The organism is Nonomuraea sp. NPDC050643 (genome assembly GCF_040654715.1).
Classification (GTDB): Bacteria; Actinomycetota; Actinomycetes; order Streptosporangiales; family Streptosporangiaceae; genus Nonomuraea.
The window spans coordinates 85,591-103,463 of sequence record NZ_JBFAIM010000023.1 but is presented as its reverse complement, the minus strand read 5'-3'; the positions used below and the strand labels follow the sequence as shown (position 1 = coordinate 103,463).

Sequence of the window (17,873 nt, the reverse complement as noted above, 5' to 3'; positions counted from 1 at the left end):
GTGGTCGTGCCTGTCCGGCTGGTCGTACAGCAGAGCTGGTCCTCGGTCCTGACCAGGGTCGTCTTCCTGACGCAGCTCTCGGCCCGCGAGAGCGGTGTCCCGTCGTCCTCGCTGTCGCCCGCGTCGTCCTGCCGGCCGTCCCACACGATCGTGGGCTGACCGGGCTCCAGCTCGACCTTGGGGGATGTTCGCGCGCGTCCCGGCGGCCATGACGAAGGCCAGGCTCAGGGACGCGGTGCGTAAGACGGCCGGCGACAAGGAGCCCCGCCTTCCGGTTGCTCGGCTTGTCGCTGGACGGGACCACGACGTCGCGGAGTTGGAGTTCCCGATCATCGCTCAGGCCCGGTGGCGGCCTCCTCTGCCGCCCGCGCCCACCAGCCCGCCGTCCATCTCCGGCGCGCCGCGGTGGCGGCGGCCACGCGGCGTGAGCTCGTGCAGGTACGGCTCCATGCCCGGCCGGGCGGTCACGGAGCTCACCGAACGGCGGTGCCGGCGGCCACGGAGCTGCGGCTCGGCCGCGAGCAGGGCGTGCTCCTCGGCGGTGAAGCGGCGCCGGCGGCCCTGGTAGGTGGCGCTGATGTCGGACACGTCGAGGATGTCCCCGCCCGCTCGGCCGCCGTCGCCCCCACGCCTGCCCCCGGCCGGGGCGAAGGCGTCGAACGCGCTGGTCGCGCCCGGGATGACGATGCGCTCGAACGGGCCGGTGTCGACGACGCGCCGGAGCGGTCCGGTGTCGAGGACGACCTCGAGCGGCCCGGTGTCCACGATCTTCGCCAGCGGCGCGGTCTCGTCGGTGAACTCGTAACGGCCACGGTCGAAGTCCGCCTCAAAGGGGTCGACCTCGAACACGGGCGTGTACGGGCTCGCGCCGCCGCCCTGCCGGTGCGGCACGGGACCCGTGGAGTCGCGGCCGGGCGCGGCGTCGGTGGCCAGGTCGAAGGGCCGGGTCTCGAGCGGCAGCCTGCGGTGCCGGGCACGCCGGCCGCCCACGGGCCGAACGGAGTCCGGAACGCCGGCCTGACCCGGCCGGCCGGGACGGCCCGCGGCGGGCCGTGAGGCGTCCAGGGAGGCGCTCAGCGAGGTGCTCAGGGCGGCGTCCATGGCGGCGTCCATGGAGGCGGTGGGCTGGATCGCCTCCGAGGCCGCGAGGGAGCGCAGGGCGGCCGAGGTGGCCAGACGCTCGGCGGACTCCACGAGCTCCACCGCGTTGCCCCCCTGGGCGGCCATGACCGGGGCGGTGGTCGCCCTGCGGCGACGGCGGTGGCCGGGCTTGGCGCGGACCGGGCGGGACGGCGTGCCCGCCGTGACGGTGGCCAGGCGCAGGCGGCGGCTCTTGGCCCGGGTCTTGGCCACGGCGAGCAGCGCGAGCGCGGCCACCAGCGCCGAGCCGATCAGCGTCGGGGAGTCGAGGCTCGGCAGCGGACCGCCGGCCGAGGCGTCCACGTGGGTGGGGAGCGGCTTGGCCGTCTCCGCGGTGGTGTCGGCCGTGGTCGGCTTGGCGTGCTTGCCCTTCTTCGGCGCGCTGGGCGCGGTGGAGGCCGTGGCCTGCGGGACCTTCTTCGCGGTCCCCGAGGATGCGTCGGCCTTCTTGGCGGTCTGGTCCTGGGGGCGGGACTCGCTCTTGGTCCTGCCCTTGGCGGGCGTCTCGCCCTGCCCGGGGGTCTCGAGCTGGAGCCGGTCCTGGCCCTGCTTGGCCGTGGACTCTCCGGGGTGGGCGATCAGGGGGACCACGCCCTGGTCTCCGCCGGGCCGGGGGATCTGCGAGCTGAGGGCCTCCTCGCCGATCTCGATCGGCTCCTTGGCCTTCTTCTTGGCGGCTTCCTTGTCCAGCCTGGTCTTGATGCGGTCGGGGTAGCCGTAGCCGACGACCTTGCTGGTGTCACGTTCCTTGCGTTTGGCGACACCGCCGTCGATGTTGCCCTCGATCGTGTGGATCGTATTGCCCTCGACCCTGGTCACGATCCCGACGTGGTCGATGCGGTCGATGTCGTTCGAGCCGCTCCAGTCGTAGAAGACGAACGCGCCGACCTTGGGCGTCTTTCCCCACGCCCCCTGCTCCTTGAACCATTCGGCATGCGCCACCGTCCACGCGAACTGACCGATCCACTCCTCGTAGCCGAGCTTGTGCGCGGCCCAGGAGAGGTACATGTCGCACCAGGGGGCGTTGGTGTAGTCGGCGTCGAACTCGATGTTCTTGCCGTACCAGTCGCCGAACTTGGTGTAGTCGTCCGCTTTCTCCGAGTAGCCGAGCTGGCTCTCGAGCAGATCGATGTACTTCTGCATCTCTGGCGTCATGGAAGTGTGGGGCAACCTTCCGGGCAAGACCGGGTTTGCGCACACAGCACTGGGTACGAAGGGTGACCCGGGACTGGTGTGACAAAACCGGAGGCTTGTCGTCTTCCGTGATGAGTGAGGTTACCAAGTCGTAACCCCAGGTCAAGCACGTACCAAGGGAGACCCATGTCTCTCTTGGGATAGAACCCGCAGGTCAAGGATGCTGCCAGAAATGTCCATACTCGGGTGGTTTAATGTAAAAAGATCTACCTTGAGGTGAGGTCTTAGTACCCTGCGCCCGTGAGCAGGCCCCCGTCCACCGTGAACTCGCTGCCCGTGCAGTAGCTGGACCGGTCCGAGGCCAGGAACGCCACCACGTGCGAGACCTCCACGGGCTTGGCGAAGCGCTTGATGACCATGGACTTCACGAAGGCATCGGCGTCGACCTCCTGCATGATGTCCGGATCCATGGCCATCGAGGTGTTGATCGCGCCGGGGTGCACCGAGTTCACCCTGATCTTGAACCTGGCCAGCTCCCGGGCCGCCGACTTGGTGACGCCGCGGATCCCGAACTTCGAGGCCGCGTACGCCGACAGCCCCTCGGCGCCGACGAAGCCCTCGATCGAGGAGATGTTGACCACGGCGCCGCGCCCGGCGGCCTTCATGGGTTCGATCACCGACTTGATCCCCAGCCAGGTGCCCTTGAGGTTGACGTCGATGATCCGGTCGAAGTCGTCGGGCGACATTTCGGCGATGCGGCGAAATTTCAGGATCCCGGCGTTGTTGACCAGCACGTCGAGCTTGCCGTACGCGTCCGTGGCCGTCGCCACCGCCCGCTCCCACTCCTCCACGCTCGTCACGTCGTGCCGCACGTACGTAGCCCCGGTCTCCTCCGCCAGCGCCTTGCCCTCTTCGTCCAGCACGTCCCCGAACACCACCCGCGCGCCCTCCTCCAGGAACAGCCGCACGTGCGCCGCCCCCATGCCGCGCGCCCCGCCGGTGATCAGCGCGACCTTGCCGTCAAGCATCCCCATAACGACCTCCTGCCGCGACGGCCACCGCGGCCGCCTCCATGGAGCGGTAGACGGGGATGCCCGCCGCCGCCGCGATCCGTCTCACTTCGTCCTCGACGCCCGGGGGCGCGCACTCGCCGTTCCTGGTGACGAGGGTGATCCTGGTGCCGGGCCGCGCGGCCTGGGCCGCGGCGAGCGCCCGCGCGTAGGCGTACAGGGGCTCGGCGGCGTCGCCGTAGGTGAAGAAGGCCTGGACGTTCACGTGCGCCACCACGTCCCGGTACGGCACCCCGAGCGCGTCGACGACCTCGGCCACGAGCCCGGCCCGGCCCATCGGCCCCACGGGCACCTCCAGCGGGTTGCCCGTGGCCACCACCCCGAGCCCGCGCAGCGCCTGCGCCGCGCCGCCGGGCAGCGGATCGAGCCGCACCCCGGCCACGTCGAACGCGTCGGCCGCCAGCACGCTCGCGCCCCCGCTCGGCCCCACGACCAGCACCCGGTCCCCGGAGGTGACGCGCGTGCCGTGCGCCTGAAAATAGGCCAGCACCCCGATCAGGTCGTCCTGGCTGGACACCAGCGCCGCCCCGGACTGCTCGGCCACCGCCTCCCAGATCCGCCGGTCGCTCACCAGGCCGCCCGTGTGCGAGGCCGCCGCCTGCCGCCCCTGCCCGGTGCGCCCGCCGACCAGCAGCACCACGGGCATCGCGGCGGCCCGCAGCGCCGCGTACAGCTCGCGACCGTCCCTCGGGTCCTCCAGGTAGAGGCCGACGGCCCGCGTCTGGGCGTCCCGCGCGAGCCAGCGCAGCAGCTCGGCCGGGGTGACGTCGGCCGAGTTGCCGACGGTGGCGACCCGGCTGAACGCCAGCCCGCGCCCCTCCCCGACCTTGATCACCTCGCCCGCGAGCCCGCCGCTCTGCGAGATCAGCGCGACCGTCCCCGGCGGCCCCAGCCCGCCGCCCACGAACGTCTGGCCGCCGCGCGGGCAGTACACGCCCATGCAGTTGGGCCCGAGCAGCCGGGTCCCCGCCTCCCGCGCGGCCTCGACGAGGTCCTCCTCCAGGCCGGGGCTGCCGGCTTCGCCGAACCCGCCGCTCATGACCTGCACGAACGGCACCCCGCGCGCCTGCCGCACCACCTCGGCACAGCGCTCGGCGGGCACGGCGACGAGGGCGTAGTCCACTTCCGCCTGGTCGAGCGAGGGCACGGCCCGCACCCCGGCCACCTCGTCCGCCGCAGGATGCACGGCCACCAGCGGCACGCCGGCGGCCCGGTAGAAACCGAGGAACATGTTCCCGAAGTTCGGCCGGGACGTGGACGCCCCGACGACGGCCACCGCCCTGGGCTCGAACAGCGGCAGGAAGTCCGCCGTCCGCGTCGCGGCGTCACCGGCGGGCGCCTCGCCCGGCAGGTGACGGGCGTCCACCGCGATCACGCCGGACGGGCCGGCGATGACCGGGTTCAGCTCGAACTCGCCCAGCTCCAGCCGCTCCCACAGCCCGCCGGGTCCGCCCACGGTCATGAGCAGCTTGACCACCGCGTCCACGTCCACCGGCGGGCCGCCGCGCCAGCCGTCCAGGAGCGCGGCCCCGCGCAGGGAGGCGAGCATGTGCCGCGCGTCCCGCTCGGAGATCGGGCAGAGCCGCAGCGCCGTGTCGCGCAGCGCCTCCGCCCACACGCCGCCGAGCCCGGTGAGCAGCACGGGCCCGAACGCGGGATCCCGCACCAGGCCCACGATCAGCTCCACCCCGGGGCCGGCCTGCTCCTCCACCAGGAACCCCGCGGGCTCCAGCCGCTCCCGCATCTCCGCCGCGGCCGCCTCCAGCTCGTCGAACCGCAGCCCCAGCACCACCGCCCCGGCCTCGGACTTGTGCACCAGCCCCGGCCCGAACGCCTTCAGCACCAGCGGCTCGGCCAGCCCCCTGGCCGCCGCGAAACCACCATTCGCCCCCACGCCGCTTTCCCGCACCACCACGCCGCGCGGGACGGGTACTCCGGCGGCGGCGGCCAGCGCCTTGACCTCGTGCTCGTACGCGCTCACCCGAGCAGCTCGCGGATCTTCCTGCGCAGCAGCTTGCCGGGCCCGCCGGAGGCGTCCTGCGAGTGCGGCAGTTCCTCGGCCACCACGATGTGGTCGGGCCGCTGGTGGGCGGGCAGGATGTCGGCCAGGGCCAACGCCAGCTTGGAGGCGTCGAGGCCGTGCCCGGCGCGCGGCACGACGGCCAGCAGCACCTGCTGCTCGTCCGCCCCTTCCGGCACCCCGACCGCGCCGGCCTCGGCCACGCCTTCGAGCGCCGAGGCGGCCTCCTCGATGACGGCCGGCTGGGTCCAGATCCCGCCCTTGAGTATCGAGTCCTCGCGCCGCCCGAGCACGCGCAGCACGCCGTCGTCGGAGATCGTCCCGAGGTCGCCCCCGACGTACCAGTCGCCGCGCAGCACCTCCGCCGTCCGCTCCGGCAGGCCGTCGTAGCCGGCCATCCGGTGCGGCCCGGCCAGGTTGATCTCGCCGACCTCGTCGATCACCCGCTCGCCCCGCGGGTCGGTGATCCGCACCGCGTTCCCGGTGCGAGCGCGCCCGGAGGACCCCAGCGGCGTGGAGCCGTCGTCGACCCGCCCCATGCACGTGTACGGCGCCTCGGTCTGCCCGTAGTACGAGAACACGCCCGCCTGCGGCAGCCGCGCCTTGATCCGGTCGAGCATGGTCGCGGTCAGCGGCTCCCCGCCCAGCATGATTACCTGGATCGACGACAGGTCCACGTCCTCGTGCTCCGGCGAGGCCAGCAGCGCCGAGTAGAACGAGGGGATCTGCGACACGTGCGTGACCCGCTCGCGGGGGACGACGCGCAGGAAGTTCGCCGGGCCCCAGTCCTGCTCCAGCACCAGGCGCATCCCGGCGTACAGGGCGGGCCCCACGATGGCCGGGAAGCCGATGCCCCAGATGATCGCGCCCGTCCCGAACACCGAGTCGGCGGCGCGCGGCACGTCCAGCCAGATCTGGGCGGTGGCCAGCGAGGACGCGTGCGTGTGCACGACGGCCTTGGGCAGCCCGGTCGTCCCCGAGGTGTAGTAGAGCGCCAGCGGGTCGTCGTGGAACCCGCTCAGCGGCGGCTCGTCGTCCGGCGCGTCCGGCAGCTCCCGGACGTCGATCCACGTCGTCACGCCGGGCAGCGACGCCCTGATCTGCCCGGCCACGGACTCCACGGTCGCGTCGTAGACGAACGCCGTGCACCCGGAGGCCGCCACCACGTCCCGGAGCGTCTCGACCGGCCAGTACGGGTTCAGCGCCGCCGTCACCGCCCCGATCTTGGCCTGCGCCAGATAGACCTCGGCCACCCGCAGCGTCTCGTTGAGCAGCACCGCCACCCGCTGCCCCGGTTCGATCCCGGAGGCGAGCAGGGCGTTGGCGATGCGGTTGACGCTCCTGTTGAGCCGGCCGTAGGTGAAGCTCTGCTCGCCGCAGTACGTCAGCGCCACCCGGTCGGGCGTCCGCAGTGCTCCGGCGGTCAGGATCGCGTGGCCGTAGTTTCCGTAGGGTGATCGCGCCATGGGGGTGCCTCCATGTCAGAGGGGCGTACAGAGCACTCAGAGGGGCGAATAGAGCACGAAGACGTTGCCGGAGGGATCGCGCAGCACGGCCCGCGTCTCGTGCGGCCCGGCCTCGGGCGCCCGCACCACCTCGCCGCCCCGCTCCGTCATCTCCCGCACGGCCCGCGCGACGTCGTCCACCTTGTACGAGGGCGCGGCCGAGGCCGTGACGTGCTCGGCCGGGCCGGCCAGCGCCACGGTCACCCCGCCCCCGTCGAGCGCCGCGAACCGGTCGCCGTCGCGGAACTTCACCGGCAGCCCGTAGAAGGCGATCGCCTCGTCCAGGTCGCCGACGGGGATCAGGACGTTGCCGAGCTTCACGCGGGCCTCCAATGGGGAAGGTCGTCCAGGAACGTCACCCGTACCGGCATGCCGATGCGCACGTCGTCCGGCGGGCACCCCACGACGTGCCCGAACACCCGCGCGCCCGCCGGCAGGTCCACCCAGGCCATGACGTACGGCTCGCGGCCCTGGTAGGCGGGGGCGAAGGAGCGGTGGACGACGGTGAAGGTGTGCACCACGCCCTCGCCGGAGACGGGCTCGAAGCGGAGACGGTCGCCGCCGCACCAGGGGCAGGCCGCCTCGGGCAGGTGGACGGGGCGCTCGCAGGAGGTGCAGTGCTGGATGACCAGCTCGCCGCGCCCGCAGGCGGCCCGGTAGGCAGAGGTGTCACCGCTCATCGCTAGCCAAGCTAGCGCACGCTTGGTTGGTCGACAAGGGCCGGGTCGGACGGGGTCGCGGTGCCCGTGGCCGAGGCGGTCCCCTCCGGGGCCGGCGTGGGCGGGGAGTGCGTCGGCGAGCGGGTCGGTGAGGGCGCCGGGCAGGCGGGGCCGTCCAGGGCCGCCTCGCTCACCTGCGGCCCGTTGCGCGCGGCCGGCTCGGTCATCACGAGGATCCCGGCGTAGGCCCGCCCGCCGCACGTGACCGGGCCCGGGGCGTTCGTGACGTCGACGGTGTAGGCGGTGCGTCCGCGCAGGACGCGGCTCTGCTGCAGGATCGTCCTGGCCGCGCCCTCCTCGCCGTCGCGGCGGGTGTAGGTGACGCGCAGCCGTACGCGGCTCGTGGTGTCGGTGGTGATCGTGATCCTGCCCGACGTGCCGGTCCAGCGCACGATGCCGGCGGCCCGGACGGCGGGGCGCGGCCCGGAGGTGCCGCCCTGGCGGCCCGTGGGAGTGGGCGGCCGGCTGCTGGGCGCGGGCGGCGGGGTGGCCGTGCGCCTGGGGGCGGCGGTGGTCCGGTCGGGGGTGGGCGCGCTGCTCGGGGTGGGGTCGTCCTGGGCCTGCGGGGGCGGCATCAGGATCGCGCCCGGCCCCGGCGGCATCCGCCCGCCCGACGCCATGATCGCGATCACCGTCGCGGCCACCGCCGCGCCCGCCACCCAGAGTTGCGGCGGTAACCGGGGCACCCGGAGGCGGGACGGGGCTGCGCTCTCGCGGCCGTTCCCCTTCGCCAGCGGGAAGCGGAGGGCGAGCCCGGTGGCCAGCTCCGCCAGGTGGCGGCGGCCCCGGTTCTCCCAGTCGGGGCCGTACGCGGCGGTCGCGTCCTCCTCCAGCTCCGCCGCGAACCGCCGGGCCGAGGCGTACCTGGCGGCCGGGTCCTTGGCCAGGCCGCGTTTGAGCAGGTCGCGCAGCGTGTCCGGGGCCCGCTCCAGCGGCACCGGCTCGACCAGGTGCATGTCCCGCAGGGCCGGGACGTCCTGCGCGCGGTAGGGGGGATGGCCCTTGGCCGTCTCGAACAGCACGCACGCCGCCGCGTACAGATCCGCCGGCGGCCCCGCCTCGCCCCGCGTCCACAACTCGGGCGACATGTAGGCGGGTGTGCCGGCGGGCACGCCGGGCTCCTCGGCGTGCACCACGACGCCGAAGTCGGTCAGCTTGATGCCGCCGTCGGCCTGGACCAGGATGTTGCCCGGCTGCACGTCGCGGTGCGGCACGCCCTCCTCGTGGGCCGCCGCCAGGGCCAGCAGCGTGCTCTTGAGCACCGCCAGCGCCGCCTCCGGGCCGGTCCTGCCGTGCTCCTCCAGCAGCGTGCGCAGGGACACGCCGTCCACCAGCTCCATGACCACGGCCGCCCGGGTCTGGGTCTCCACGTACTCGTAGAGCCGCACCACGCCCGGGTCGTCGATCTCCACGAGCCGGTGGGTGTCCGACCGGAAGCGGTCCATGAACTCGATGTCCCGGCGCAGGGTGGCGTTGAGGTATTTGATCGCCACGTACGCGCCCGTCGCCTGGTAGGTGGCGAGGAACACCCTGCCGGTACGGCCCGCGCCGACCTGACGTGCTTCACGGTATCCGGAGACCAAGCGCCACCCCCATGTCGTTGATTTCGACGGTCTCATCCGGGGTTCCGGTTGTCACGGATCGGCCTGTTTCGCCCCGCGTTCGGGGGGTGGCCCGGTGTTATGCTGTGGCGGTCCCAAGCAAGCGCTCGGCTAAGACCCCGAGGAGGTCGCCGGTGGAGCGGGTGGCGGTGCTGGTGATGGAGATGCAGCGAGGCGTCATCGGCGATCTGACGAAATTTCCGGAACTGGTGGACGCCTGTGCCCGCCACGACGTCGTACGCAACGCCGCCCGCCTGCTCCACGCGGCCCGGCACACCGGCATCCCCGTGATCCACTGCACGGCGGTCTTCCGCCCCGACCGGGCCGGCTCCCACGCCGGCAACAGCCCGTTCATCGTCTCGCTGCTCAAGGACCCCGCCCACATGCTGGAGGACACGCCCGCCACCGAGGTCATCCCCGAGCTGCGCTGCGGCGGCGACCTCGAGAGCCGGCGGCACCACGGCTTCTCCCCGTTCACCGGCACCTCGCTCGACATGACGCTGCGCTCGCTCGGCGTCACCACCGTGATCGCGCTCGGGGTGTCGCTCAACCTGGGCATCCCCGGCCTGGCGCTGGAGGCCGTCAACCTCGGCTACCGGGTGACGGTGGTCAAGGACGCGGTGGCCGGCATCCCCGAGGACTACGCGCGGGCCGTGCTGAAGCACACGATCAGCCTGCTCGCCACCCGCGCCACCGTGGCCGACCTGGTCGAGGCATGGACGTGATGGACGGGCTGCGCCTGGACGGACGCGTGGCCGTGGTGACCGGGGGAGCGGGCGCGATCGGCGCCGCCATCGCCACCGACCTGGCCGCGCTCGGCGCGCGGGTGCTGGTCGCGGACGTGGACCTGCCCGGAGCGGAGAAGGTGGCCACCGCGCTGGCGGGCGCGCGGGCCCTGGCCGTGGACCTGGCCTCGCCGGACTCGGTGCGGGACTTCGCGAGCGCGGCGGGGGCGGTGGACATCCTGGTGCACAACGCCGGGGTGTCGGTCGTGGAGCCGTTCGTCGAGAGCGACCCTGCGGGCTGGGACCTGATGTGGCAGGTCAACCTGCGCGGCCCCATGCTGCTGACCAAGCTGCTGCTGCCCGGCATGATGGCCGGGGGCCGGGGGCGGCTGGTGTTCATCTCCTCCGACGGGGCCAGGGCGGGATCGGGCGGCGAGGGCGCGTACGCGGCCACCAAGGCGGGCCTGTTCGGCCTGGCTAAGACGCTCGCCCGCGAGGCCGCCAGGTCACACGTCACCTCCAACGTGGTCTGCCCCGGCCCCACGGACACGCCCATGCTCCGCCGGATCTCGGAGGCGGAGCCGGGGCTGGTGGACAAGATCGCGCGGGGCATCCCGCTGCGCCGCCTCGGCACGCCCGCCGACGTGGCGGGGCTGGTGGCGTACCTGTGCACGGACCGGGCCGCGTACATCACCGGGCAGACGCTCTCGGTGAGCGGCGGCGTGACCATGCAGTGAAGCGGTCACAAGGACTCGTACACCGCCGCGATCAGCCGCGTGCCGCGCAGGTTGCCGGAGACCGCGTTGGCCATCTTGTTCATCACGTAGCCGACGGCCAGGCCGCGCTCGGTGTCGCCCAGGCCGATGGAGCCGCCCATGCCCGAGTGGCCGAAGGCGGTCTTGGACGGCGTGATGAACGTGAGCGAGGGCCGCATGAAGCCGAGCCCGAACGAGGTGTCGAGGTAAAGGACGCGGTCGGGGCCGTTGACGCGCGGGCGCAGCGCCTCGGTCAGCGTGCCGGGGCGCAGGACGTCGCCGGCCAGCAGCGAGCGGTAGAACCCGGACAGCCCCCTGGCCGTGGTGACCACTCCGGCGGCCGGCCAGCCCGCGCGCAGGATGACCGGATGGTTCGCGCCGCCCTGGAGCAGGTGCATGCCGGGGTTGCCGAGCGCCCGGTTCATCAGGCTCTGCGGGTCGAGCGCCGCCTTGGCCATCTCGGCCAGCACCCCCGGCAGCTCGGCCGGTGGCCCCGCCGTCGTCTCGGCCGGGGCCTGGCCGCCGCGTTCGCCCGCCTTGAGCCGGGCCGTACGGGCGATCACGTCGTCCGGCGCGCCCACCCACAACGCCAGCCCCAGCGGCCCGGCGATCTCGGCGGCCACCAGCTCGCCCACCGACTTGCCGGTCACCCGCCGCACCACCTCGCCCAGCAGGAACCCGTACGTCAGCGCGTGATAGCCGTGCGCGGACCCCGGCTCCCAGAGCGGCGCCTGCCCGGCGAGCCGGGCCGCGATCGCCGCCTGGTCCTCGAACTCCTCCACCGGCACCGTCTCCTCCAGCACCGGCAGCCCGGCCTGGTGGGTGAGCAGGTGCTCGACGGTGATCGCCGCCTTGCCGTGGGCCGCGAACTCCGGCCACACGTCGGCGACGGGCGCGGTGACGTCCACCAGCCCGCGCTCCGCGAGCTGCAGCAGCACGGTGGCGGTGATGGCCTTCGTGCAGGAGTAGGCGAAGGCGGGGGTGTCGCGTTCCCACGGCCGGTCGGTGTGCCGGTCGGCCACGCCGCCCCACAGGTCCACGACGAGCTCGCCGTCCAGGTGGACGGCGAAGGCGGCGCCCAGCTCCTCGCCGTCGGCCAGGTGCCGCTCGAACACCTCACGCACGCGGGAGAACCGAGGATCGCAGTGCATCAGACCTCCGCAAGAGAAAGGGAGCGCTTACTTGGTTTCCGAGCCTAACAACTGGGGGCGATTCGGCCCAGACGATCAGCGTGGCACCCTCAACCTCCTCACCCCGGCCGTGGTCCTCGACGCCCTGCGCGCCGCCACCACCGGCCAGGTGCTGAGCCTGGCCATGCCGATCAGGGGCGCCACCTCCTCACCCGCTCCCACGACGGTCCCGCACCTGCCGGGCCGCCCGCTGCCGCAGCACTTCATGTCGGTGGACGGCGGCGACTACGCGGCCGGCGCCCGGCCGATCGGCGAGGGCCTGTGCGTGGCCGACGACGCCCTGGTCGTCACCCACCACGGCACCACGACCCACATGGACGCGCTGTGCCACATGTGGTCGGGGGAGCGGCTCTACAACGACCATCCGGCCGCCCGGGTCCGCTCCTACGGCGCCACCCGGTGCGGGATCGAGCAGGTGGGCGGGGTGGTGGCCAAGGGGGTGCTGTTCGATGTGCCGCGCCATCTCGGGGGCCTCGACCAGCTTCCGGTGGACTACCGGATCCCGGCCGGGCTGCTGGCGGAGATCGCCACGCCGGGACCGGGGGACGTGGCGGTGATCCGTACCGGATGGCCGGTGGTGTGGGAGCGCTCGCGCGAGGAGTACTGGTCGGGGCAGCCGGGGCTGTCCGCCGAGGCGGGCCGGTGGCTGGCGGAGCGGGACGTGGCCGTGGTGGCGTCGGACAACGCCGCCATCGGCGGGCTCAACGCGCGCGGGCTCGCCGACGAGTCGCTCGAGGACGACCTGCACCTCATCCTGCTGCACCGGCACGGGATCCACCTGATCGAGATGCTCTGGCTGGAGGAGCTGGCGCGCACGGGGCGTACGGAGTTCGTGTTCGTGGCGGCGCCGCTGCGGATCGAGGGCGGCACCGGGAGCCCGCTCACGCCGCTGGCCATCCTGTAGAGGATGGCCGGCCGCGTCCGGTCGAACGGGGGTGATCAGGCGCCCGGGTAGTTGCCGCCGCCGTGCGCCTCGTCCAGGGCGTCGTAGTCGGGGGTGAAGCCGCGCTTGGGGACCGCGTCCACGAACGCGACGTGCCGCGGCCTCTTGTACGCCGCCAGCAGCGTCCTGACGTGCTCGACCAGGTCCGCCTCCGAGGCGGTGGCGTCCGGCTTCAGCGCCACGACGGCCTTGACCGCCTGGTGCCAGGTGGGGTCGGGCACCCCGATGACCGCGGCGTCGGCCACGGCGGGGTGGGATTTGAGCGCGCGTTCCACCTCGGCCGGGTAGATGTTCTCGGCGCCGGACTTGATCATGCGAAGCTTGGGGCCGACGAAGGTGATCGTGCCGTCGGGTTCGCGGCGGCCCAGGTCGCCGGTGTGGTGCCAGCCGCCCCGCGTCTTTTCCGCATTCAAGTCGGGCCGGGCGAAATAGCCGGAGAAGAGGGTCTTGCCGCGGGCGCAGATCTCCCCGACCTCGCCCGCCGGGACCTCGGTGCCGTCGGGGGCCAGGATCCGTACCTGCGCCAGCGGTGACGGCCGCCCCGCGAACCCGGCCCCGCCCTCCGCCAGCCCCAGGAAGGTGAGCATGCCGCCCACCTCGGTCTGCCCGTAGCCGCCCATCTTGGAGCGGCACCAGGGGGAGTCGTCCACGGTGATCATGTCGTCCCACTCGGCCGAGTGGGCGACGAACCGCAGCGACGACAGGTCGTACTTGCCGCTCTCGTTCGCCTTCGCGACCGCGTCGATCATCTGCCCGAACAGGAACGCCTGCGTCACCCGCTCGGCGTCGATCAGCCGGCAGACCTCCTCGGCGTCGAAGGCGGGGGTGAAGACGTTCGTGCCACCGATCTGGAGGGTGGCCAGGCAGAACATCATGGTGCCGACATGGAAGAGCGGGCCGTTGTTGAGGAAGGTGAAGCCGGGCTCCATCTGGCGTACGACGAGCAGCGACGTGGCGTGCGCGACCAGGGCGGCGCTGCTCAGCAGGGCGGCGTCGGGCCGTCCGTCGAAGGCGGCGGTGTAGAGCGCCAGGACGGGCTCGGCATCGTCGACCTGGGGGAACTCCTGGGGGGCGGCCTCGGCGACGAGCCGTTCGTACTCCTCGCCCGCCCGTACCCACCCGTCCGCACGCAGGGCGTCCGTGGCGTCCGACGGCTCGTACACCACGACGGCCGGGGTGAGATCGCCGGTCACGTAGCGCAGCTCGTCCTCCGACTGCCGCCAGTTGGCCGGGCAGAAGATCGCGCCCAGGCGCGAGCAGGCCAGCAGCAGCTCCAGCACGGCGTGCGCGTTCTGGCCCAGCCAGAGCACCCGGTCGCCCCGGGCGACGCCGCGCTCGCGCAGCGCGGCGGCCAGACGGGTCACCCGGGCGTCGAGCTCCGGATACGTGAGCCGTACCTCCCCGTCCACCACCGCCGTGACCTGCGGACGGCTGCGGGCGTGATCGGCGAGGACGTCCGATAGGGACAGGCTGTGGATCATGACGGATCTCCCGGGGCGGCGGCGAAGGCGGGCATGACCTCGGCGGCGAAGAAGCGCATGACGCGTTTCATGTCCTCCAGCGGCATCGGCCGGGTGCTGCCGAAGTCGCACAGGAGGTTCGAGAACCCGGCGTCCCTGAGCACCGAGATCTGCTCGATCACCCGGGCCGGATCGCCGATCACCTCCAACTGCTCCCAGCGGAAGTCGGCCGAGACCGAGCCACCCTTGAGGTAGCGGTTCTGGTAGTACTCGAAACCCTGCGCGGCCCGGCCGGTCTTCGGGTCGATGGGGGCGCTGCGCTCGTTGAAGATGCGCGAGCGGTCGAACGACGCCTCGAACCTGGCCTGGTCCTCCCGGGCCTGCTCCAGGGTGGGGGCGACGTACACGGTGCGGGCCACCACCAGGTCGGCCGGCGCCGTGTGCCCGGCCTGCGCGGCCGTCTGCCGCCAGGTCTCGGCCGCCTTGACCACCTTCCGGAACGGGGCCGCCGGGTCGGCCAGGATGGGCAGGCCGCGCTCGGCGTACATGGTGACGGTCTCGGGCGACACGGCAGCGACGTGCAGGGGCGGGTGCGGCGTCTGCAGCGGCCTGGGCACGAGCGAGACCTCGGCCCCGGTCTTGTAGAACTTCCCCTCGTGCTGGTACGCCTCCTGCGTCCACAGCCCCATGATCACTTCCAGCGCCTCGTTGAACCGATCCCGCGCCTCCGCCAGATCGATCCCGAACCCCTCGAACTCGAAGCTCTGGTATCCGCGCCCGATCCCCAGATCCAGCCGCCCCCCGGACAGCACGTCCACCTGCGCGGCCTCCTCGGCCACGTGGACGGGGTTGTGCAGGGGGAGCACGACGATGCCGGTGCCGAGCCGGAGCCGGGTGGTGCGGGCGGCGGCGTGGGCGAGCATGGTGAAGAGATTGGGCACGACGCCGTAGTCGCGGAAGTGGTGCTCGGCCAGCCGCACCCCGTCGAACCCCAGCTCCTCGGCCAGTTCGATGAGCTCCAGGTGGTAGTCGTAGACGTCCTTGAAGCTCTGGCCGTCGAAACGGTGGAAGAGGTGGAAGGTCGAGAACTTCATGCGGCGGCCCCTCAGCGGTAAACCAAGCGCTCGCTTGGGAGCGTACCACGACCGGGCCCCAAGAACATGACGCGCCCGGGACCCGGGCGCGGCTACGACGTGGAAATGGTCGTCGGCGCACGGTCGGTCCGGGAGGCGGCCCGAATCAATCCTGCGTTCCGGCGAAGCTGCCCTGCTTCTCGGGGGTGAGGGCCGACGTGCCGGCCGAGGGGCGCAGGGCCGGGGCGAGGAGGGTCAGGAGGACGACCACGGCGGTGATGACGGCGAAGGCCGCGGGGTAGGACAGGCCGCCCGCCACCCACCCCGTCACCGCCGGGGCGACGAGGCCCGACAGGTACGTGATCGTGGCCACGCCCGCCACCCCCTCGCCCGGCGTCGCCCCCCGGTTGCCCGCTGCCGCGATCGCCAGGGGCACGATCACCGCCACGCCCAGCCCGACCAGGGCGAATCCGGCGATGGCGAGGGCGGGGGTGCGGGCCAGGACGACGATCAGGCCGCCGACGGCCGCGACCGCGCCGCTCGTACGGACCGTCGCCACCGGTCCGAGGAGCCGGATGACGCGGTCTCCGAGCAGCCGTGTGCCCGCCATGAAGAGCATGAAGACCGTGTAGCCGGCGGCGCCCACCCCGGGGCCGGCGTCGGTGACCTCGGTGATGTAGAGGGCCGACCAGTTCGCGCTGGCGCCCTCGGCGAACGTGGCGCAGAAGCCCACCACGCCGATGAGGGCGATGCCGCGTCCCGGCAGTGCGAAGCGCCGGGGTGCCGGGGCGTCGGCGGGTGTGTGGTCGGTGAGCAGGCCGCGTCCGGCGAGCAGGCCGAGCAGGAGCAGGACGGCCGACATCGTCCCGAGGTGGACGCGGGCGTCGAGCCCGGACTGCGCGGCCAGGACGCCGATGCCGGCGGCGGTCAGGCTGCCCACCGCCCACATGCCGTGCAGGCCGGACATGATCGAGCGGCCGAGGTGTCGTTCGAGGACGACGGCGTGGGCGTTCATCGTGACGTCGGACATGCCCGCGGCGGCCCCGAACAGCAGGAACGCGGCGAACAGCCCGACCGGCGAAGGTGCGAGCGCGGGCAGGGCCAGGCCGGAGCACCACAGCGCGATCAGGACGCGGGTGACCCGGCGGCCGCCGAAGCGGTGGGCCAGGCGGCCGGCCATGGGCATGCCGATGAACGCGCCGATCGGCGGGCACAGCAGCGCGAGGCCGAGGATGCGGGGGTCGAGGTCCAGCCGGTCCTGGATCCAGGGGATGCGCGTGGACAGGCTGCCCGCGACCGCCCCGTGCACGGCGAAGATGGCCGCTATGGCGCGATGATGGCTCATGTGCCGGAAACTATCAGGCAGGCTTCCTGATGAAAAGAGCTTTTAGGCAGGTTCCCTGCTTAATATGGGGGCGTGAAGACCGCGACCCCGTCCATGGCCCGTGTCATCAACGACCGGCTGGCGCTGGACCTGCTGCTCGAGCGAGGCCCGCTGACCGCCCCGCAGCTACGCGAGCTCACGGGGCTGTCCCGGCCGACCGTGTCCGACCTGGTCGAGCGGCTCATGGAGGGCGGGTTGGTCGAGGCCACGGGGGAGTCCGGGGAGGCGCGGCGGGGGCCCAACGCACGGCTGTACGGGCTGGTCGCGGACCGGGCTCACGTGGCGGGTGTCGACCTGCGCAGGGAGATCGTCAGCGTCACGATCGCGGACATCACGGGCCAGGTCGTCGGCTCGGTCACCCGGGAGGTCCGGGGTGACCTGGTGGACCTGGTGGAAGGCGCGATCGCCGAGGCGGCGGGGGAGCGGGTGCTCGACACGGTCGTGGTCGGCGCGCCCGGGCTGGTGGCGCCGAGTGACGGGGAGCTGGTGTCGGCCAACGACGTGCCGGGGTGGCGGCCGGGCCAGGTGGGCGCGTGGCGACGGCGGCTCGGCATGCCGGTGATCCTCGAGAACGAGGTGAACCTGGCCGCCATCGCCGAGCTCCGCACCGGGGCCGCACAGGGGAGCGAGGACTTCGTGCTGATGTGGGTGGGCGACGGCGTGGGCGCGGCGGTGGTCCTGGGAGGGCGGCTACGGCGGGGGGCCTCGGGCGGCGCGGGTGAGATCGGCTTCCTGGAGGTGGGGGGCGCGGCGTTCTGCGATCTGGTGACCCTCAGCGTCGCGGGCTCCCTCGAGCGTACGGAGCTGGCCGCCCGCCTCGCCGCCGGCGCCTTCGCCTTCGTCACCCTCCTGGATCCCGGGCTCGTGGTGCTCGGCGGCACGACGGGCCACGAGGGCGGCGACGAGCTCGCCGCGCTGGTGGGCGCGCGCCTGCGGGAGCTGGGGCCGGCGCCCACCGAGGTCCGGGCCAGCACGGTGACGGGCAACGCGGTCCTCCAGGGCGCCGTCCTGACCGCCCTCGACCTGGCCCGGGACCACGTCTACGGCTCAGGCTGAGAGCGCTCTCGGCGACCTCTTCCCATGGAGGACGGCAAGGCCGCCACGGTCGGGGGTCAGATGGCGGGCCGTGAGGGGGTGACGGTCCAGCGGAGGGT

General features: G+C 73.1%; 16 protein-coding genes. 5 read left to right on the top strand and 11 right to left on the bottom strand.

What is annotated here, in order from left to right; all coding sequences use genetic code 11:
- Complete coding sequence (locus AB0I15_RS29810; protein WP_358102326.1) at positions 1-159, top strand: hypothetical protein; 159 nt, start codon at positions 1-3, stop codon at positions 157-159.
- A 177-nt stretch (positions 160-336) separates the two neighbouring features.
- Here the strand turns inward: AB0I15_RS29810 and AB0I15_RS29805 are convergent, their stop codons facing one another.
- The 7 genes from AB0I15_RS29805 to AB0I15_RS29775 all read right to left on the bottom strand — a co-directional run bounded on the left by AB0I15_RS29805 (position 337) and on the right by AB0I15_RS29775 (position 9,171).
- Positions 337-2,295 carry a CHAP domain-containing protein gene (locus AB0I15_RS29805; protein ID WP_358102324.1) on the bottom strand — a complete coding sequence of 653 codons (1,959 nt, stop codon included), beginning with the start codon at positions 2,293-2,295 and terminating at the stop codon, positions 337-339.
- A 263-nt stretch (positions 2,296-2,558) separates the two neighbouring features.
- Positions 2,559-3,308, bottom strand: a complete 750-nt coding sequence (locus AB0I15_RS29800; protein ID WP_358102322.1) for a glucose 1-dehydrogenase — start codon at positions 3,306-3,308, stop codon at positions 2,559-2,561.
- Positions 3,295-5,325 carry an acetate--CoA ligase family protein gene (locus AB0I15_RS29795; RefSeq protein WP_358102320.1) on the bottom strand — a complete coding sequence of 677 codons (2,031 nt, stop codon included), beginning with the start codon at positions 5,323-5,325 and terminating at the stop codon, positions 3,295-3,297. Before AB0I15_RS29795 ends, AB0I15_RS29800 begins: the two co-directional genes overlap by 14 nt.
- Positions 5,322-6,830, bottom strand: a complete 1,509-nt coding sequence (locus AB0I15_RS29790; RefSeq protein WP_358102319.1) for a class I adenylate-forming enzyme family protein — start codon at positions 6,828-6,830, stop codon at positions 5,322-5,324. The genes AB0I15_RS29795 and AB0I15_RS29790 overlap by 4 nt, the downstream gene beginning before the upstream one ends.
- 36 nt (positions 6,831-6,866) lie before the next feature.
- Entirely contained in the window at positions 6,867-7,190 is a 324-nt protein-coding gene (locus AB0I15_RS29785) for a VOC family protein (protein WP_358102317.1), read from the bottom strand.
- Positions 7,187-7,549 (bottom strand): OB-fold domain-containing protein, encoded by a 363-nt coding sequence (locus tag AB0I15_RS29780; protein WP_358102315.1) that lies wholly within the window; start codon positions 7,547-7,549, stop codon positions 7,187-7,189. The genes AB0I15_RS29785 and AB0I15_RS29780 overlap by 4 nt, the downstream gene beginning before the upstream one ends.
- A gap of 11 nt (positions 7,550-7,560) precedes the next feature.
- Positions 7,561-9,171: a protein kinase gene (locus AB0I15_RS29775; protein ID WP_358102313.1), complete on the bottom strand. Its 1,611-nt coding sequence runs from the start codon at positions 9,169-9,171 to the stop codon at positions 7,561-7,563.
- A 152-nt stretch (positions 9,172-9,323) separates the two neighbouring features.
- Here AB0I15_RS29775 and AB0I15_RS29770 point away from each other — a divergent pair, with 152 nt between their 5' ends.
- The gene (locus AB0I15_RS29770; protein WP_358102311.1) at positions 9,324-9,914 is read left to right on the top strand and encodes a cysteine hydrolase; all 591 of its coding nucleotides are present in this window, start codon (positions 9,324-9,326) and stop codon (positions 9,912-9,914) included.
- A complete protein-coding gene (locus AB0I15_RS29765) occupies positions 9,914-10,651 on the top strand; it encodes an SDR family NAD(P)-dependent oxidoreductase (protein WP_358102409.1) in 738 nt (245 codons plus the stop codon). The genes AB0I15_RS29770 and AB0I15_RS29765 overlap by 1 nt, the downstream gene beginning before the upstream one ends.
- Positions 10,652-10,656: 5 nt before the next feature.
- On the opposite strand, the gene AB0I15_RS29760 is transcribed toward AB0I15_RS29765, so the two are convergent.
- Positions 10,657-11,820 carry a serine hydrolase domain-containing protein gene (locus tag AB0I15_RS29760; protein ID WP_358102309.1) on the bottom strand — a complete coding sequence of 388 codons (1,164 nt, stop codon included), beginning with the start codon at positions 11,818-11,820 and terminating at the stop codon, positions 10,657-10,659.
- Positions 11,821-11,851: 31 nt separating this feature from the next.
- On the opposite strand from AB0I15_RS29760, the gene AB0I15_RS29755 reads away from it, so the two are divergent.
- On the top strand, positions 11,852-12,763 hold the full coding sequence (locus AB0I15_RS29755; protein WP_358102307.1) for a cyclase family protein: 912 nt from the start codon (positions 11,852-11,854) through the stop codon (positions 12,761-12,763).
- A 35-nt stretch (positions 12,764-12,798) separates the two neighbouring features.
- Here AB0I15_RS29755 and AB0I15_RS29750 read toward each other — a convergent pair whose 3' ends face one another.
- From AB0I15_RS29750 to AB0I15_RS29740, 3 genes are all read right to left on the bottom strand, one after another.
- Entirely contained in the window at positions 12,799-14,283 is a 1,485-nt protein-coding gene (locus tag AB0I15_RS29750) for an AMP-binding protein (RefSeq protein ID WP_358102305.1), read from the bottom strand.
- Positions 14,280-15,356, bottom strand: a complete 1,077-nt coding sequence (locus AB0I15_RS29745; RefSeq protein ID WP_358102303.1) for an LLM class flavin-dependent oxidoreductase — start codon at positions 15,354-15,356, stop codon at positions 14,280-14,282. Before AB0I15_RS29745 ends, AB0I15_RS29750 begins: the two co-directional genes overlap by 4 nt.
- A gap of 145 nt (positions 15,357-15,501) precedes the next feature.
- Positions 15,502-16,680 (bottom strand): MFS transporter, encoded by a 1,179-nt coding sequence (locus tag AB0I15_RS29740; protein WP_358102301.1) that lies wholly within the window; start codon positions 16,678-16,680, stop codon positions 15,502-15,504.
- Positions 16,681-16,752: 72 nt separating this feature from the next.
- On the opposite strand from AB0I15_RS29740, the gene AB0I15_RS29735 reads away from it, so the two are divergent.
- Positions 16,753-17,775, top strand: coding sequence for an ROK family transcriptional regulator (locus AB0I15_RS29735; protein WP_358102299.1), 1,023 nt, complete (start codon positions 16,753-16,755; stop codon positions 17,773-17,775).
- Positions 17,776-17,873 lie beyond the last annotated feature (98 nt).

Excerpts from the sequence above, each read along its gene's own strand:
- AB0I15_RS29765 (WP_358102409.1), top strand. The coding sequence starts at position 9,914 with ATGGACGGGCTGCGCCTGGACGGACGCGTGGCCGTGGTGACCGGGGGA.
- AB0I15_RS29760 (WP_358102309.1), bottom strand. The coding sequence starts at position 11,820 with ATGCACTGCGATCCTCGGTTCTCCCGCGTGCGTGAGGTGTTCGAGCGG.
- AB0I15_RS29780 (WP_358102315.1), bottom strand. The coding sequence starts at position 7,549 with ATGAGCGGTGACACCTCTGCCTACCGGGCCGCCTGCGGGCGCGGCGAG.
- AB0I15_RS29800 (WP_358102322.1), bottom strand. The coding sequence starts at position 3,308 with ATGGGGATGCTTGACGGCAAGGTCGCGCTGATCACCGGCGGGGCGCGC.
- AB0I15_RS29740 (WP_358102301.1), bottom strand. The coding sequence starts at position 16,680 with ATGAGCCATCATCGCGCCATAGCGGCCATCTTCGCCGTGCACGGGGCG.
- AB0I15_RS29790 (WP_358102319.1), bottom strand. The coding sequence starts at position 6,830 with ATGGCGCGATCACCCTACGGAAACTACGGCCACGCGATCCTGACCGCC.
- AB0I15_RS29745 (WP_358102303.1), bottom strand. The coding sequence starts at position 15,356 with ATGAAGTTCTCGACCTTCCACCTCTTCCACCGTTTCGACGGCCAGAGC.
- AB0I15_RS29750 (WP_358102305.1), bottom strand. The coding sequence starts at position 14,283 with ATGATCCACAGCCTGTCCCTATCGGACGTCCTCGCCGATCACGCCCGC.
- AB0I15_RS29805 (WP_358102324.1), bottom strand. The coding sequence starts at position 2,295 with ATGACGCCAGAGATGCAGAAGTACATCGATCTGCTCGAGAGCCAGCTC.